Source organism: Mycobacterium sp. 1165178.9, assembly GCF_001673555.1.
GTDB lineage: Bacteria > Actinomycetota > Actinomycetes > Mycobacteriales > Mycobacteriaceae > Mycobacterium.
In genome coordinates, this window is the sequence record NZ_LZMB01000294.1 from 1 (window position 1) to 15123 (window position 15123).

The 15123-nt window shown below is 66.1% G+C and carries 18 protein-coding genes and 2 pseudogenes; 11 read left to right on the forward strand and 9 right to left on the reverse strand.

Annotated elements, in window-relative coordinates; genetic code table 11:
- Positions 1-198: 198 nt before the first annotated feature.
- A pseudogene (locus A5652_RS12635) lies at positions 199-429 on the forward strand (hypothetical protein); the annotation flags it as partial.
- Positions 430-466: 37 nt separating this feature from the next.
- Positions 467-868 carry a DUF302 domain-containing protein gene (locus A5652_RS12640; protein ID WP_067351327.1) on the forward strand — a complete coding sequence of 134 codons (402 nt, stop codon included), beginning with the start codon at positions 467-469 and terminating at the stop codon, positions 866-868.
- 40 nt (positions 869-908) lie between these two features.
- Here the strand turns inward: A5652_RS12640 and A5652_RS28090 are convergent, their stop codons facing one another.
- Positions 909-1082, reverse strand: coding sequence for a hypothetical protein (locus A5652_RS28090; protein WP_197513941.1), 174 nt, complete (start codon positions 1080-1082; stop codon positions 909-911).
- A gap of 143 nt (positions 1083-1225) precedes the next feature.
- On the opposite strand from A5652_RS28090, the gene A5652_RS12650 reads away from it, so the two are divergent.
- On the forward strand, positions 1226-1681 hold the full coding sequence (locus tag A5652_RS12650; protein WP_067351333.1) for a MaoC family dehydratase: 456 nt from the start codon (positions 1226-1228) through the stop codon (positions 1679-1681).
- A 10-nt stretch (positions 1682-1691) separates the two neighbouring features.
- Here the strand turns inward: A5652_RS12650 and A5652_RS12655 are convergent, their stop codons facing one another.
- The 3 genes from A5652_RS12655 to A5652_RS12665 form a co-directional block, all read right to left on the reverse strand.
- Positions 1692-2987 (reverse strand): acyl-CoA dehydrogenase family protein, encoded by a 1296-nt coding sequence (locus A5652_RS12655; protein WP_067351374.1) that lies wholly within the window; start codon positions 2985-2987, stop codon positions 1692-1694.
- Positions 2988-3083: 96 nt separating this feature from the next.
- A complete protein-coding gene (locus A5652_RS12660; protein ID WP_067351334.1) occupies positions 3084-3785 on the reverse strand; it encodes a GAF and ANTAR domain-containing protein in 702 nt (233 codons plus the stop codon).
- A gap of 52 nt (positions 3786-3837) precedes the next feature.
- Positions 3838-4935, reverse strand: coding sequence for a F420-dependent hydroxymycolic acid dehydrogenase (locus A5652_RS12665; protein ID WP_067351337.1), 1098 nt, complete (start codon positions 4933-4935; stop codon positions 3838-3840).
- Positions 4936-4986: 51 nt separating this feature from the next.
- Between A5652_RS12665 and A5652_RS12670 the strand changes: the two genes are divergently transcribed.
- Both A5652_RS12670 and A5652_RS12675 read left to right on the forward strand, forming a co-directional pair.
- Positions 4987-5592 (forward strand): GNAT family N-acetyltransferase, encoded by a 606-nt coding sequence (locus tag A5652_RS12670; RefSeq protein ID WP_067351376.1) that lies wholly within the window; start codon positions 4987-4989, stop codon positions 5590-5592.
- A 61-nt stretch (positions 5593-5653) separates the two neighbouring features.
- Positions 5654-6007 (forward strand): hypothetical protein, encoded by a 354-nt coding sequence (locus tag A5652_RS12675; protein ID WP_067351340.1) that lies wholly within the window; start codon positions 5654-5656, stop codon positions 6005-6007.
- A gap of 34 nt (positions 6008-6041) precedes the next feature.
- Here A5652_RS12675 and A5652_RS12680 read toward each other — a convergent pair whose 3' ends face one another.
- Entirely contained in the window at positions 6042-6716 is a 675-nt protein-coding gene (locus A5652_RS12680) for a TetR family transcriptional regulator (protein ID WP_067351344.1), read from the reverse strand.
- 70 nt (positions 6717-6786) lie between these two features.
- Here A5652_RS12680 and A5652_RS12685 point away from each other — a divergent pair, with 70 nt between their 5' ends.
- From A5652_RS12685 to A5652_RS12700, 4 genes are read left to right on the forward strand one after another with little or no spacing between them, the layout of a single operon-like run.
- Positions 6787-7890 carry a ferredoxin reductase gene (locus A5652_RS12685; protein ID WP_067351347.1) on the forward strand — a complete coding sequence of 368 codons (1104 nt, stop codon included), beginning with the start codon at positions 6787-6789 and terminating at the stop codon, positions 7888-7890.
- Between the two features lie 38 nt (positions 7891-7928).
- Complete coding sequence (locus A5652_RS12690) at positions 7929-9044, forward strand: acyl-CoA desaturase (RefSeq protein WP_067351350.1); 1116 nt, start codon at positions 7929-7931, stop codon at positions 9042-9044.
- A gap of 44 nt (positions 9045-9088) precedes the next feature.
- Positions 9089-9613 carry an SRPBCC family protein gene (locus A5652_RS12695; RefSeq protein ID WP_197513942.1) on the forward strand — a complete coding sequence of 175 codons (525 nt, stop codon included), beginning with the start codon at positions 9089-9091 and terminating at the stop codon, positions 9611-9613.
- The gene (locus A5652_RS12700) at positions 9613-10665 is read left to right on the forward strand and encodes an LLM class flavin-dependent oxidoreductase (RefSeq protein ID WP_067351356.1); all 1053 of its coding nucleotides are present in this window, start codon (positions 9613-9615) and stop codon (positions 10663-10665) included. Before A5652_RS12695 ends, A5652_RS12700 begins: the two co-directional genes overlap by 1 nt.
- A gap of 68 nt (positions 10666-10733) precedes the next feature.
- On the opposite strand, the gene A5652_RS12705 is transcribed toward A5652_RS12700, so the two are convergent.
- Both A5652_RS12705 and A5652_RS12710 read right to left on the reverse strand, forming a co-directional pair.
- Positions 10734-11837: a DUF1214 domain-containing protein gene (locus tag A5652_RS12705; protein ID WP_067351359.1), complete on the reverse strand. Its 1104-nt coding sequence runs from the start codon at positions 11835-11837 to the stop codon at positions 10734-10736.
- Entirely contained in the window at positions 11834-12409 is a 576-nt protein-coding gene (locus A5652_RS12710) for a TetR/AcrR family transcriptional regulator (RefSeq protein ID WP_067351362.1), read from the reverse strand. Before A5652_RS12710 ends, A5652_RS12705 begins: the two co-directional genes overlap by 4 nt.
- A gap of 28 nt (positions 12410-12437) precedes the next feature.
- Between A5652_RS12710 and A5652_RS12715 the strand changes: the two genes are divergently transcribed.
- Both A5652_RS12715 and A5652_RS12720 read left to right on the forward strand, forming a co-directional pair.
- The gene (locus tag A5652_RS12715) at positions 12438-13667 is read left to right on the forward strand and encodes a sulfotransferase (protein ID WP_067351365.1); all 1230 of its coding nucleotides are present in this window, start codon (positions 12438-12440) and stop codon (positions 13665-13667) included.
- A gap of 29 nt (positions 13668-13696) precedes the next feature.
- The gene (locus A5652_RS12720) at positions 13697-14587 is read left to right on the forward strand and encodes an alpha/beta fold hydrolase (RefSeq protein WP_067351368.1); all 891 of its coding nucleotides are present in this window, start codon (positions 13697-13699) and stop codon (positions 14585-14587) included.
- A gap of 79 nt (positions 14588-14666) precedes the next feature.
- Here A5652_RS12720 and A5652_RS12725 read toward each other — a convergent pair whose 3' ends face one another.
- Together A5652_RS12725 and A5652_RS12730 are read right to left on the reverse strand one after the other, a co-directional pair.
- Positions 14667-14879 (reverse strand): molybdopterin-binding protein, encoded by a 213-nt coding sequence (locus A5652_RS12725; protein WP_067351371.1) that lies wholly within the window; start codon positions 14877-14879, stop codon positions 14667-14669.
- A 106-nt stretch (positions 14880-14985) separates the two neighbouring features.
- A pseudogene (locus tag A5652_RS12730) lies at positions 14986-15123 on the reverse strand (TetR/AcrR family transcriptional regulator); the annotation flags it as partial.

Sequence of the window (15123 nt, forward strand, 5' to 3'; positions counted from 1 at the left end):
TTGGCCCTCCTCATGCTGGGTCCGGACGAACTCGTCCAGGGATGCGTCCGAGACCGCTGCCGCCAGGGCGCCGCGGGCCCCGACCGTCATCAAGACCTGCGCTACGAGGTTGGCGCTGACAGGTTCTGAGCGGTCGAAGTGTCGCTCGCCGAAGGCGAAATACGCCGCGATCCATCCCGCGGCGCCCTGGCGGCAGCGGTCTCGGACGCATCCCTGGACGAGTTCGTCCGGACCCAGCATGAGGAGGGCCAAAAGGCGCTCGGTGAGACCGGGGGCAGCCCGATTCTGCGGATCGGCGAACATACCTTCTTCGGGCCCGTGCTGACCGGGCTTCCGGATCCCGACGCCGCCACCGCGCTATTCGACGCCGTCGCGACCCTGGCCGCGACTCCGCAGTTTGCCCAGCTGCAACGGGCACGCGCGGCTTAGGCGGACACGCGTTCAACGCTGACATGAGGAGGACAGAATGACATCGGCTTTGCGCACCACGCTGCACACCTCGTTCGAGGATGCGGTGGAGCGGACCACAAAAGCGCTGGCGGATCAGGGTTTTGGCGTACTGACCACGATCGACGTCAAAGCCACGCTGAAGCAAAAGCTCGGCGAGGACATGGAGAATTACCTCATCCTGGGCGCCTGCAACCCGACGCTCGCGCATCGCGCGCTCGGCATCCACCGCGAGATCGGCCAGTTGTTACCGTGCAACGTTGTGGTGCGGTCCGACCCCGCCGGTGAGACCAATGCCGTTCTGGTCGAGGCGATGGACCCCCAACTCATGGTCAAGGTGACCGGCGAGCAGGGAGCTCTGCAGGACGTGGCCGATCAGGCCACCGCCAGGCTGCAAGACGCTATCGGCGCGCTCGGATAAGCGGTTCCACACCAGCGGGTGGAACCGCTCGCAAGGCGAGTCAACCGTCTTGGCTGCGGGCTTCGGCGCCCGACTCACCGGCATCAAACGAATCATCCGAACCGGCAGCGCCCACATAAGAGCCGTCTTCCTCGCCCTCGGCGGCGCGGGACTGAGTCTGGTGCGTCTCAGCGTCCACGTCTTCCTCGGCCTTGTGGCCCTTATCATCTGGCATGATGGCGTCCTTCTCTGTGGTCGCGGCGTCCCCGAGGGGTTCCCTCCACGGCTCATCCGAAACAGGGCGGCGCATTAGCCGGATGGCCAGGGCATCCACCTGCGGCGCTATTGTTAGCAGCCGAAACCAAGGAGAAAATTTCAATGCGCACCTTCGAATCAGTCACCGAACTCGCGGCCGCCGCGGGCGAAGACCTCGGGCACAGCGACTGGGTCACCGTCACCCAGGAAGACGTCAACCTGTTCGCCGATGCGACGGGCGATCATCAGTGGATCCACGTCGACCCGGAGCGGGCAGCGTCCGGTCCGTTCGGCAAGACCATCGCGCACGGTTTCATGACGTTGGCGCTGCTGCCGCAGCTGCAGCACCAGATCTACACCGTCAACGGCATAAAGCTCGCGATCAACTACGGCCTCAACAAGGTTCGTTTCCCCGCCCCGGTCCCGGTCGGCTCGCGGGTGCGCGCGAAGAGTTCGTTGGTCAGCGTCGATGACGTCGGTAACGGGGCCGTGCAGGCGACCATCTCGACCACCGTCGAGATCGAGAATTCGGCCAAGCCGGCGTGTGTGGCCGAAAGCGTCGTTCGTTTCGTCGCCTGACGTTTCGCCGTTAGAACTCGGCGACCGCGTGTTCCAGCCGCTCGGCCAGCCGCGCCTGCGCTTCGGCGCGCCGGGTCGGAATATGGGCTGAGGGGAAAGGCGTTGTCACCGGCTGATATTCGCGCAGGGTCCGGCGGGCGACCGTCATCTTGTGCAGCTCGGTGGCGCCGTCGGCGATGCCCAGCGATTCGGCGGCCACCAGCATCTTGACGAACGGCATCTCGTCGGAGACGCCGAGCGCGCCGTGCAGGTGCAAGGCCCGCTGCGCGACGTCATGCAGCACCTGCGGCATCGCCACTTTCACCGCCGCGATGTCGCGGCGCACCTTCTGATAGTCGTGGTGCTTGTCGATCAGCCAGGCCGTGCGCAGCACCAGCAGCCGAAATTGTTCGATCTGGATCCAGCTGTCGGCGATCTTCTCCTGGGTCATCTGGAAGTCGGCCAGTTTCCCGTGCCGGGTCTGGCGTGAGACCGCGCGCTCGCACATCATGTCAAAAGCCTTGCGCGCCAACGCGATCGTTCGCATAGCATGATGGATGCGGCCACCACCGAGGCGGGTCTGGGCGATCATGAATGCCGAGCCTTCGCCGCCGAGCACGTGGTCGGCCGGCACGCGCACGTCGTTGTAGCGGACGTATCCGTGCGAGCCGTGCTTACCCGACTCTCCTCCCACCGCGACGTTCCGAATGATCTCGATGCCCGGAGTCTCGCCGGGGACGATGAAGAGCGACATCTTGTCGTACGTGCGCGCGTCGGGCTTGGTCACCGCCATGACGATGAAGAACGACGCGTGCTTGGCGTTGCTGGAAAACCACTTCTCCCCGTTGATGACCCAGTCGTCGCCGTCCCGGGTCGCGCTCGTCACGAACATCCCCGGATCCGAACCACCCTGTGGTTCGGTCATCGAGTAACACGAGGTGATCTCGCCGTCCAGCAACGGCTGCAGGTAACGGGCCTTCTGCTCGTCGGTGCCGAACAGCGCGAGGATCTCGGCGTTACCGGAGTCCGGTGCCTGACAGCCGAAGACCGAAGGCGCCCAACGGGAACGCCCGAGGATTTCGTTGAGTAGTGCGAGCTTGACCTGACCGAAGCCCTGACCGCCGAGCTCCGGACGCAGGTGGGCGGCCCACAGTCCCTGGTCCTTCACCTGCTTTTGCAACGGGCGCAGGATGGCCATCATCTCGGGGTTTCTCTTGTCGTACGGGTCGAGGGCGACCAGGTCGAGCGGTTCCAGCTCTTCGGTCATGAACTTTTCGACCCAGTCCAGCTTCGCCTGGTATTCGGGGTCTGTTTCGAAGTCCCACACGATGGCCAACCAATCCCCGGCGCAACGCCGCGCCGGACTCGTTGAAGAAGCCACCCCATCCTAGAGCCGGGCGATTACCTCGGCCGTGGCAAGGACCTATTCGCGCTCGCCGCGGGTGTCGATGATCCGTTGGGCGATGTCGACCAGTTTCATCTGGTTCTCCTGCGACAGCGTCCGCAGCAACTCGAAGGCCCGCACATCATCCACGCCGAAGCGCTCCATGATGATGCCTTTGGCCTGACCGATGCGGTCGCGAGTCGATACCGCCGAATACAGTTGTTCCGCATGGCTTCCGGCCAGGATCGCCGCGGCGGCGTGCGCGGCGAACACCGCCCCTATGGTCTCGCTTTCGGTGTCCCACACATTCGCTCGATGGCCGAACAGGTTCAGTGCCCCGGCGGTGCGGTCCGCCGTATAAAGCTTGAAGGACAGGCTGCTGAGCACGCCGAGCTTCACCGCCGCCGGCGCGTACTTGGGCCAGCGCGGCTCGCTACGCAGGTCGTCGCTGCGCACGATCGTCTCCTGCAGCGCTGCCTCGGCACAGGGCCCCTCACCGAAGTCGTGCTGTAGTTTGTCGAGCTGCGCGGCCAGGCCGTCGGTGTCGGCCAGCGATTCGAACTCGCCACCCTTTTTCACCAGCAGCACACCCGCGACGTCAGCTCCCGGTATCACCTCCACCGCCATCGCGGTCACCTCGGCAAGCACCTGCTCGAGGCGGCGTGGTGCGGCCAACCCACGGGCGAGCTCGGCCATGCGCACGGCCAGCTCGTGGTGGAACCCCGGGTCCGAAACGTCCATCGGACCCCGATTCTGCATGATTGGCCGACCTCGCGGAACCGTGCGGTCCGGTTCAGCGCAATTTCGGTAAGACGTTGGCGCGGTAAAAGTCGATGGCGACGACGGGGTCGTCCTGGGGAAAGTGCAGGAACGGGATGGCACCGGCGTCCAGGACCCGCTGCACGGCGTCGATGTGCCGGGCCGCATCGGCGCCGACGGTCCAGCCGGCCAACACCTTATCGAGGGGGTTGGACTCGGCCGCGCGCTGGATCTCCACGGGATTGGGCTGATCGACGGCCCCGGCGGTGAAACGCCACAGCGCGGCGGCCCGGGCCGCCTCGGCTTTGTCGCCGACGACCGCGAACAACTCGGCGCGCTTGCCCAGCGTGCCCGCGTCACGGCCGGCGTCCTGTGCACCGGCAGCGAAGGCCGCCAACAGTTTTGGATTTGTAACATCGTGGGCCTGGGTTATCCAGCCATCCCCGCGCTGTCCGGCGAGCCTGGCGCTCTTCGGGCCGCCAGCGGCCACGAAAATCGGCGGTGGCGTCGCCGGGACGTCGTAAAGCTTCAGCGAATTGGTCTGAAAATAGCGTCCGGAGAAGGAGATTCGCGAGCCGCTCCATAGTTGGCGGATGAGGTCGATCGCTTCGGCCAGCCGGTCGTGGCGCTCGGCGTAATTGCCGTAGGCGTTGGTGGTGGCCTGCTCGTTGAGCCGCTCGCCGGTGCCCACCCCCAGAAACACCCTGCCCGGGTTGAGGATCGCCAGGGAGGCGAAGGCCTGGGCGACCGTGGCGGGGTGGTAGCGGTAGCTCGGACAGGTCACCCCGGTGCCGAGCGAAACGTGGCTGGTGCCGCTGCCGACCAGCGCCAGCGTCAGCCAGGGAAACATCGCGTGGCCTTCGTTGTCCTGCCATGGCTGGATGTGGTCGCTGGCCCATACGTACTGAAAACCGGCCCGTTCGGCCGCCTGAGCCTGTGCCACCAGCCGATCGGTGCGGAACTGCTCGTGGGAGAGCACGAAGCCCACGCCCTTGCCCGGCGGCGGCGGTGGACCGCTGGACTTGCCACGCTCGCCAGCCGGTTTCGCGCATCCGTCGGCGAGCCCGACGGATCCGAGCATGCCAGCACCGGCTGCCACCCGACCGAATGCTCGCCGCGAGATGCCGGTCACCGGATGGGCATACCCGTCCCACCTGGGCTCACACGCACTAGCCTGATGCGGATGACCCCGCAGGTCCGACCGGCAGTAAAGGCCGATGTCCGTGAGCTTTCGCGCACGCTGGCGCGCGCGTTCTACGACGACCCCGTGATGATCTGGCTGCTTCCCGATCAGGACAAGCGGACCGCGCAGCTGTCCCGGTTGTTCGCGACGATGACGCGCCACCATCACCTGGCGCGCGGGGGCGTGGAGGTGGCCAGCGCGGGCGCGGGTATCGGCGCGGCGGCGCTGTGGGATCCGCCCGGCCAATGGCGGGAGACGACGGGCGGGCAGCTGGCGATGACGCCGACCTTCCTGCGGGTATTTGGCCCTCGATCGATGCGTGGACGCGCGGTACAGGACTTGATGAAGAGCTTGCATCCCGAGGAACCGCACTGGTATCTGGCTGTGATCGGCAGTGATCCAGCCGTCCGCGGCACGGGATTCGGTCAGGCGTTGATGAGGTCGCGGCTGGACCGCTGTGACGCCGAATACTGCCCGGCCTATCTCGAGTCGAGCAAGCCCGAAAACGTGCCCTATTACGAGCGATTCGGCTTCACGGTCACCCGAGAGATCGTCCTGCCGGACGGTGGTCCGAGCCTATGGGCCATGTGGCGACCGCCGCGGTAACGGCTTGCGGAATGGCCCCACCCGCGTTTAACCCCCCGAAGGCGCGGGCAACCGTTTCGGCATGAGCGATAACACCGAAGCCGACGATCAGGTGGATCCCGCGGACTTCCCCGAGGAGGGCGGCCCGGGCGACACCCTGAACGCGAGCGAAGGTACCGACTCCGACGAACTGCGCAATGACGACGGCGACATCGTCGTCGATCCCCCCGAGGCCTGGAGCGAGGCCAACAAGTTCGGCATGACGGCCAGGGAAGAACGCGAGGGCGAGTCCCTCGACGCCCGGTTGGCCGCCGAGGAGCCCGATGTCCCCGACGCCATCGAGCCGGTCGACGACAGACCCCGGCGCGCCCATCGGGGCCAGATCGACGGCACCCCTGAGGACGGTGACTCGCTGTACGACGTTGTCGACGAGTAAGTCAGTGCGCGGCTGTTTACTGCAATCGACGCGATCACGGCGTGCTTCGCCAGCCGGCAATCCCGGTGGCGATCATCCTCAACTGCTTGACCGCGAGCCGGCGGATGTCCTCAATCGCCTCGGCGCTCTGCGAATCCTCGATAGCCTCCGCGATCACGATCATCGCATTGACGAACAGGGTCGCCAGCACGTTGAGATCCTCGGTGGTCCACTTGTTCAGCCCGGGGAATCGCGCCAGGTCGGTGGCCAGTTCGGACGTGATCAGCCGGATTTCGGTGCGAATCGCGTACCGCAGCACCGAGAGGCCACTGTTGCGTTCGCGGCCGATGAGCCGCCAGTGTTCGCGCCTGTCGGCGACGCTGGCGACCAGAATCTCGACCGAGGACTCGATCACCCGGTTCGGGTCGAGCTTGCCGGCTCGTGCGTCGCGCAGGGTATCGCGCAGGCTCCGGAACGATTCGTCGATCAGGACCAGGCCCAGGGCCTCCATCGATTCGAAATGCCGGTAGAACGCCGCCGGAACGATCCCGACCTCACGGGTCACCTCGCGCAGGCTCAGGCTGGAAAAACTCCGGTCCTGCAACAGCTTGAGGGCCGCGGCGATGATGGCCCTGCGGGTCGCCTCCTTGCGCTCCTCCCGTGACTGGCTTTCGCGCGAGCGCTCTCGGCCAGAGCCGCGCCCGCGTGAGCTAGGAGTACGGCTGTTCACTGTGTGAACCCTACCACAGCCAGGCAGTAAACCCTTGACGACATGGCTGCCGCAGTCGCACGGTATACACATGTTCACTCAAACCGCTCAAGCTTCTGGCCGAGTCCTCGCGCGGACCCTACGGCAGCGTGTATTGGGTTCAGAGCTGTTAGACCTGCTGACCGGTCCGCACGGCGTCGACCGTTACACCGAACTGGTGGCGCCGACCTGGACGCTGGGCGAGGCCCGCGCCAAAGTGACGGACGTGCGCCGGACCACCCCGCGCAGTGTCACCCTGACCCTGACCCCTAACGACACCTTCCTCTCCGCTCACACCCTGAAGGCCGGCCAGTACGTCAACCTCACCGTCGAGATCGACGGCCGCCGGCACACCCGCTGCTATTCGCCCGCCAATGCCGAAGGGACGGCCGGTCTCGAGTTGACCATCGGTCGGCACGAGGGCGGCCTGGTCTCGAACTATCTGTACGAACACGCCCACCGCGGCATGGTGGTCGGTTTGACGGGCACCGGCGGTGACTTCACGTTGCCGGCGCGCGGACCGCGGAGCCCGCAGCGCATCCTCTTCATCTCCGGCGGTAGCGGCATCACTCCCGTGATGGCGATGGCGCGCACCCTGCTCGCACAGGACCATTCGGGCGAGATCGCCTTTATCCACTACGCCCGCACGCCCGCCGAGGCCTGTTACCGCGACGAGTTGGCCGCGATGTCCCGGGTGCGGGTGCTGCACGGCTACACCCGATCGGACGACGGCGACCTCACCGGGCGCTTCGGACCAGAGCACCTCGCCGCCGCGATGCCGTCACCCGATGCGGTATTCGTCTGCGGGCCAACGCCTCTGGTCGAGGCCGTCCAATCCCACTGCGACAACGTGTACACCGAGAGCTTCGTGCCGCCGGTCTTCGACGCGCCGGCGAATCCGTCGGGTGGACGAGTCACCTTCTCCGACAGTGGTGTTGACGTCGTCGACGACGGGCGGTCGCTGCTGGAACAGGCCGAGACGGCTGGCCTGTCACCCGAAAACGGATGCCGGATGGGCATCTGCCACACCTGCACTCGCCGCAAAACCGCCGGCACCGTGCGAAATCTGGTCACCGGTGCGGTCTCGACCGGTCCGGATGAGGACGTGCAGATCTGCGTGTCCGTTCCGGTCGGCGACGTGCGCCTGTCGCTGTAAGAAGCCGTCACAGCTCACAAACGCTTGGAGGACAGACAATGTCAAACCAAAAAATAACCCTGACCCGCGAACAGGCCGACGCGTTCGGCCGCGAACTCGACGTCATCAAGGAACGCGTGATGGCAGAACTCGGCGAACGGGACGCCGACTACATCCGCCGCGTCATCAAGGCGCAGCGTGCGCTGGAAGTCGGCGGCCGGGCGCTGCTGTTCGCCGGGTTCCTGCCGCCGGCATGGCTGGCGGGCACCACGATGCTGGGCCTGTCGAAGATCCTGGACAACATGGAGATCGGCCACAACATCATGCATGGCCAGTACGACTGGATGCGTGACCCGGCGATCTCCGGTCGCACCTTCGAGTGGGACACGGCATGCCCGGCCGATCAATGGCGGCACTCGCACAACTACATGCACCACACCCACACCAACATCGTGGGGATGGACCGCGACATCGGCTATGGAATTCTGCGGATGAGCGAAGACCAGCCGTGGCAGCCCTACTTCCTCGGCAACCCCGTGTATGCGTTCCTGCTGATGGTGTTGTTCCAGTACGGCGTCGCCCTGCACGAGCTGGAGACCGAGCGAATTCGCTCCGGTGAGATCCGGCTCGAGGACAAGAGGGAAGTCCTTCGGGCCATCTGGAAGAAGACCCGGCGGCAGACCCTCAAGGACTACGTCGCTTTCCCGCTGCTGGCCGGACCCTTCGCGCCGTTCGTCTTCACCGGTAATCTCACCGCCAACCTGATGCGCAATGTGTGGTCGTACATGATCATCTTCTGCGGCCACTTCCCGGACGGGACGCAGGAGTTCACCGTCGAAGAAACCAAGGACGAGTCGCGCGGCATGTGGTACTTCCGCCAGGTCCTCGGCTCGGCAAATCTGACCGGCGGCAAGCTCTTTCACTTGTTGTCCGGCAACCTGTCACACCAAATCGAGCACCACCTGTTCCCCGACATGCCGGCCCGTCGTTACTCCGAGATCGCGCCCGAGGTGCAGGAGATCTGCGAACGCTACGGCATCCCGTACAACCGTGGCCCGCTGCTGCGCCAGTTCGGCACCGTCGTCCGCAAGATCGTCCGGCTGACCTTCCCCGACTCGTGGGCACCCAAAGCCGGCGCCGAGAAGTCCCACGAGCGCGAGCCGGTGGCCGCGTAAATCCACGCGCTGCCGGCATTGCCTCGCGCCCGGACAGGGGGACAATGAGGTCCGTGGAATGGACCGGCGCGCGCTATGCGGATACCCCGACAGTGGAAGCTTCGACGTGGATCGACGCCGACCCGGCCCGGGTCTGGAGCCTGATCTCCGATATCGCGCTGATGCCGGCGTTCAGCGACGAGCTGAAGGCCGTGGAATGGGCCGAGGGATCGGAAGGCCCGCGGGTCGGCGCTCGGTTCATCGGCCACAACGAGCATGACGCGTTTGGCCGGTGGAAAAGCACATCGCAGATCGTCGCCTGCGACCAACCGCACGAATTCGCCTGGGCCGTAGGCCAACCCGATGACCCCGCAGCCATGTGGCGATTCCGGCTGGCGCCCAGCGACCGCGGCACCGTCCTGACCTACTGGATGCAGATGGGGCCCGGTCGTTCGGGCCTGTCGGTAGCGATTGAGTCGATGCCCGACAAGGAACAGAAGATCGTGTTCGTGCGCCTGCGCGAATTCGAGGGGGCGATCGAAAAAACCCTGGCGGCCATCAAACGGCTGGCCGAACACGGAGCGCATTGATGCGGACGGCCACGACGGTCGAGCTGTCCGGTGCCGGCAGCGAGGTCGCCGAGGTCACGGAGTTGGTCGTCGAGGCGGAGCGACTGGGGCTGGATGTCTGCTGGGTGGCCGAGGCGTGGGGCGCGGATGCGCCGTCGGCGCTCGGTTACCTGGCGGCGCGGACCGAGCGGATTCTGCTGGGTTCCGGTGTGCTTCAGGTCGGCACGCGGTCACCGGTCACGGTCGCCCAGACCGCGATCACGCTGTCCAACCTGTCGAACGGGCGGTTTCTGCTCGGCCTGGGCGCCTCGGGCCCGCAGGTGATCGAGGGTCTGCACGGTGTCTCGTTCAGCAGGCCGCTGGCACGCATATCCGAAACGATCGACATCGTGCGGCAGGCCTTCGCCGGGGGGAAGATCGCTTACGCCGGAGAGGTATTGGAAATCCCGCGGCCCGGCGGTGAGGCGGTGCCGATGCGGTTGTCGACCCGCGCGGAGCACGCCATTCCGGTGTACCTGGCCGCCCTGTCACCGGCGATGCTGCGGTTGACCGGGCGCGTCGCCGACGGCTGGCTGGGCACCAGCTTCGTTCCCGAAGGCGCCGGCGACGCCTACTTCTCCCACCTCGATGAGGGGCTGGCAGCCGCGAACCGCACTCGCGCCGACATCGACGTCTGCCAGGGCGCCGAAGTCGCCTTCGCCGCAGACGAAGACGAGCTGCGCGGCATGGTCGCGGGCCGCAAGAAAGAGCTGGCCTTCAGCCTCGGCGGCATGGGATCGGCGAGCACGAATTTCTACAACCGGGCCTACAGCCGGCAGGGTTGGGCAGATGTTGCCGCCGCGGTGCGCGAGCGCTGGCAGCGCGGCGACCGCGACGGGGCGGCCGGCCTGGTGACCGACGAGATGGTGCTGGCCACCACGCTCATCGGGACCGAGCAAATGGTCTCCGCGCGCTTGGCGGTGTGGCGCGATGCCGGCGTGAACACCGTGCGGCTGTATCCCGCGGGCGACTCCCTGGACGCCAAGCTGGAGACATTGGGCCGGGCGATCGAGCTGGTGCGCGAGGTCGGTTGAGCCGCAATCGTGGGACTTATGGACCAATTCGCGGCGGGTTTCGTACGTATGCCCCCACAATCGGCGGGCTAGGTGGCCGCCGTGGGGGCGTCGACCGCCTTGACGAGTTTCACCTCGGGCCGCTGCGGCACCCCGTCGGCGAGGAACCACCGGAATGCCAGGTTTCCGCGCGGATAGCCAAGCGCGGTAAGCGAATTCGGGTGCGTCGTCTTGCCGTGGGACAAGACGACCGTCACCGAGCCGTCGCCGTTGACGACGGCGCTGTGGCCGTTGAGGGAGCAGCGGGCATCCTGCGCGCCGAAGGTTGCCATGAACTGGTTCCAGACCACCAGATTCCAGAACCTGCATGACGGCGGCCGGTGCGTGATGACCAGTGCCTCGTCGTCATCGAGCACAAAACTGCCGTAGGAGTAGCAGGCGTCGCGTGCCGACCAGCCGAAGTTGGCGTCGGGCACCTGATAGGGATCGGCGAATTCATTTGCGGCATAGGCGGTTTGGTGCCCCAATGCGTGCTGGTCGTCGACGCGGTTCCCAACGGCCAGCGGCACGATGGCGAACATGGTCCGCAACCAGGTCGCGGCCGCGCGCAGGCTCGCCGCGGTCTCGGCGTCGCCGTGCCGGATCGGGTCGGGCTCGTCAAGTGCCTCGATGTGCCACGTCACCGGACGCCCGGTCAGGGGATCGGCCTGATAGTCGCGGGTCATCAGCACGGCCGCCTCGGGCGTGGCGGGGAACTCGAAGGTGAAGTTGCCGTCGGCGTCGATATCGAGATCGGTGTCACGGACGATCGCGACCACCCGATCGGACCAGGCGCCCGGCGATGGCTCGTTGTAAGCCGTCACCGAAAAGTACACGCTGTCACCCTTATTCCCGCTGATGCGGTACCGGCGCGCGGGATCGACCGGGCAGATGAAGTAGTAGGCGTCGGTGTTGTCCCCACCCCAGCGGCGGTCGCGGCGCAACGGCGTGTTCACCGCGACGAACTGCGGACGACCCGGTTCGGGAAACAGATAGGTGTCCAGCGCGACGCCCAGGGTGGCGGCGAGCATGCGATAGCCGTCGGCCACGTGCCGGTCGTCGGTGACGGCACGGTCACCCTCGATGAACGCGTGGTCCAACTCGCCAAGCGTTTTCAGCAGTTCCTGCCATGCGTCCGTCGATTCGTGCGTCATGCAGTGATTCCTTTCAGGAGCAACCGGGTGGTGCGATCGACCCACGCATCGTCGAGTTCGGTGGCGCGGGTGAGCAGGGCTACCAGCGTGATGCCGGCGATGGTCTCGGCCAGTTCGGCGGCGCTCACCTCCGGCCGCACCTCACCGCGCGCCGCGGCGGCCGCGATCCAGTCGGCGAGGCCACCGCCGATGACGCCGGCGAAGCGCTGCAGCAGCGCCGAATGCAGCGTCGGGTCCGCGGTCATCTCGCCGATCAGGCCCGGCAGCGCCGCCCTGGCGGCCGGCGTCGTGAGGAAAGCCATTGTGCGTCGGACCATTTCGCGCAGGTCGTCCGGAGCAGACCCGCTATCGGGGATGGCGGTTCCGGCGCCGATCGGGAACACCGCCTCGTGCACCAGGTGCGCTTTGCTGGGCCAGCGCCGATAAATCGCGGGCTTGCTGGTGCCGGCGCGCTCGGCGATGGCGGAGACCAGGAGGCCGGGGTAACCGGTTTCGGCCAGCAGTTCGACCGTCGCGATCAGCACGGCGGCGTCGATCCGGGGATCACGGGGTCTGCCAAAGTCTACTACCATTACGAAACTCAGAGTAACATAAGTCGCCGTGAACGTTCGCCTTGACGACCTCGCCTTGCCCCGATTCAGTCCCGAGGGCCAACAGATTCTGGACATGATGGCCGCGATGGCCCCCGACTGTCCGTTGGATGCCGACGCGCTGCACGCGCACGCCAGCGCCGACACCGGCCTGCACGATTTCGGGCCCGACGGCTACCGCGAGCGCCTCGATGTCTACCTCGCCGCGCTGCGCGAGATCGACGGCCTGCACGACGCCGGGGTGGTGAACTTCTACGGTCAATTGCTGCAGGTCCTGAAGAACCGGCTGCTACTGACGGACCTGCTGAGTCGGCATCCCGAGATCGACCGCATCGAGCTGCGCTCGCCCGTGGTCATTGCCGGGCTGCCCCGCACGGGCACCACGCACCTGCACAACATGCTGGCAGCGCCGCCGACCTTTCGCACCATGCCGTACTGGGAGAGCAACGAGCCGTTCCCGATGCCGAATGAGGCTGGCGCTGACCCGGATCCGCGCCGGACCCGGATGGACGTCGCCGTCGGGGTGATCAACATGGTGATGCCGCATTTCGCGCTCATGCACGAGATGACCACCGATCACGTCCACGAAGAGATCCAGCTGCTGGCCAACGACGTGTCCACGATGCTGCTGGAGACGCTCGCCGACGTGCCCCGCTGGCGTGACTACTACCAGACCCACGATCAGACGCCGCACTACCAATACTTGGCCACTCAGCTCCGGGCGATGCAGTATCTGCGCGGCGGACGACGCTGGCTGCTCAAATCACCCCAACATCTCGAGCAGGTGCCCGTGCTTAATCGGGTGTTCCCCGACAGCATCGTCGTGTTCACCCACCGCGACCCCGTACCGGTGGCGCTGTCGATGATCGCGATGATCACCTACTCCGCCCGCATGCACCGCTCGCCGGTGCCGGTGGAGCAGATCGCCAAGTCCTGGATCGACCGCCTCGATCAGATGCTCACCGCGCTCATCCGCGACCGCGACACCATCGGAGGAGACCGTTCGATCGACGTCCGGTTCGACGAATTCATGGCCGACGAACTCGGAGTGGCCCAACGGGTATACGCCCTGGCCGGCGAACCGTTCACCGACGAGGTGCGCACGGCCGTCGGCGACTACCTCGCAGGCCACCGGCGCGGGCGACTGGGGAGTGTCGAGACGTCCTACGAGATGTTCGGGCTGGACGAGGGCAGCCTGCGCGAGCGCTTCGCGCCGTATGTCGAGCGGTTTCTGGCCTAAGCCTTTCCGAGCGGCTACTTTCTCAATTCATGGCCACTATGCCCGCGCTGGACGGTGTCGAACACTCCTACGTCGATCTGGGAAACGGCGTGACGATCCACGTCGCGGAGGCCGGGCCGGCGAACGGGCCTGCGGTGATGCTGGTGCACGGCTTCCCGCAGAACTGGTGGGAATGGCACGAGTTGATCGGGCCGCTGGCCGCCGACGGCTACCGGGTGCTGTGTCCGGACCTGCGCGGCTCGGGCTGGAGTTCGGCGCCACGCAGCAGCTACACCAAGGACGAGATGGCCGACGATCTGGCCGGGGTGCTGGATCACTTGGGCGTCACGACGGTCAAGCTGGTGGCCCACGACTGGGGCGGCCCGGTCGCATTCATCATGATGCTGCGTCATCCGGAGAGGGTGACCGGGTTTTTCGGGGTGAATACCGTTGCGCCGTGGGTGAAGCCGGGCCTGGCGACGCTGCGTAATATCTGGCGATTCTGGTATCAGATCCCGATTATGCTGCCCGTCATCGGGCCGCGGGTGATCAGCGATCCCGATTCCCGGTTCGTCCGGATGCTTGGGTCATGGGTCGGTGGTGGTTTCACCCTGCCCGAGGATGACATCCGCATGTACCTCGAGTGCATGCAACAGCCCGGCCACGCCGAAGCGGGCTCACGCTGGTATCGCAGCTTCCAAACCAAAGAGATGCGGAAATGGATGCGCGGCCAATACAACCACGCGCGCGTCAACGTCCCGGTCCGCTGGCTGACGGGCACCAGAGATCCGGTGATCACGCCCGACCTCACCGACGGATATGCCGATCGCATCGACGATTTCGAGGTCGAACTGGTCGACGGCGTCGGCCACTGGATTGTTGACCAGCGGCCCGATCTGGTCCTGGACCGGGTCCGCACATTTCTGCGCCACGAAACTTAAACTGCGGCGGCGGTTTTCGGCGTGTCGTGTGCGTGACGGAAGTGTCGTGGCGCGCCGAGTCGTACGCGCCGGCGTGACGCTAGTCGACGCCGATGGTGACTTCGGTCGACTTGATGAACACGGTCGCCGGCTGCCCGACCTTGAGTCCGAGCTCGATCGCGGCGTCCTTGGTGACCGACGACGTGACGACCTGATCGCCACCGTCGAGCGTCACCTTCACCACGGCCATCACGGCGCCGAGCTCGACCTCGGTGATGGTCCCACTGAGCTGGTTTCGGGTCGAGAGCCGCATCGAAAATCCTCCATGTCAGAACGGGTGGGGACTGCGGTGAGCTTAGTCCCGCCGGATGGGGGCCGGAATGGCTTGCCACACATTCATTTACGGCAGCGGACGGCACCTAATGCCGCGGGCCGAGCAGGGCTACGGACGCATCCACGGCCGGCTCCACGATTTCTCGGACCGGCTTTCCGTCTTCGACCGCAAGTGCGGTCAGCTCCCGCAGGCCGCCCAGCAGGATGACGGCCAACGGCGCGGT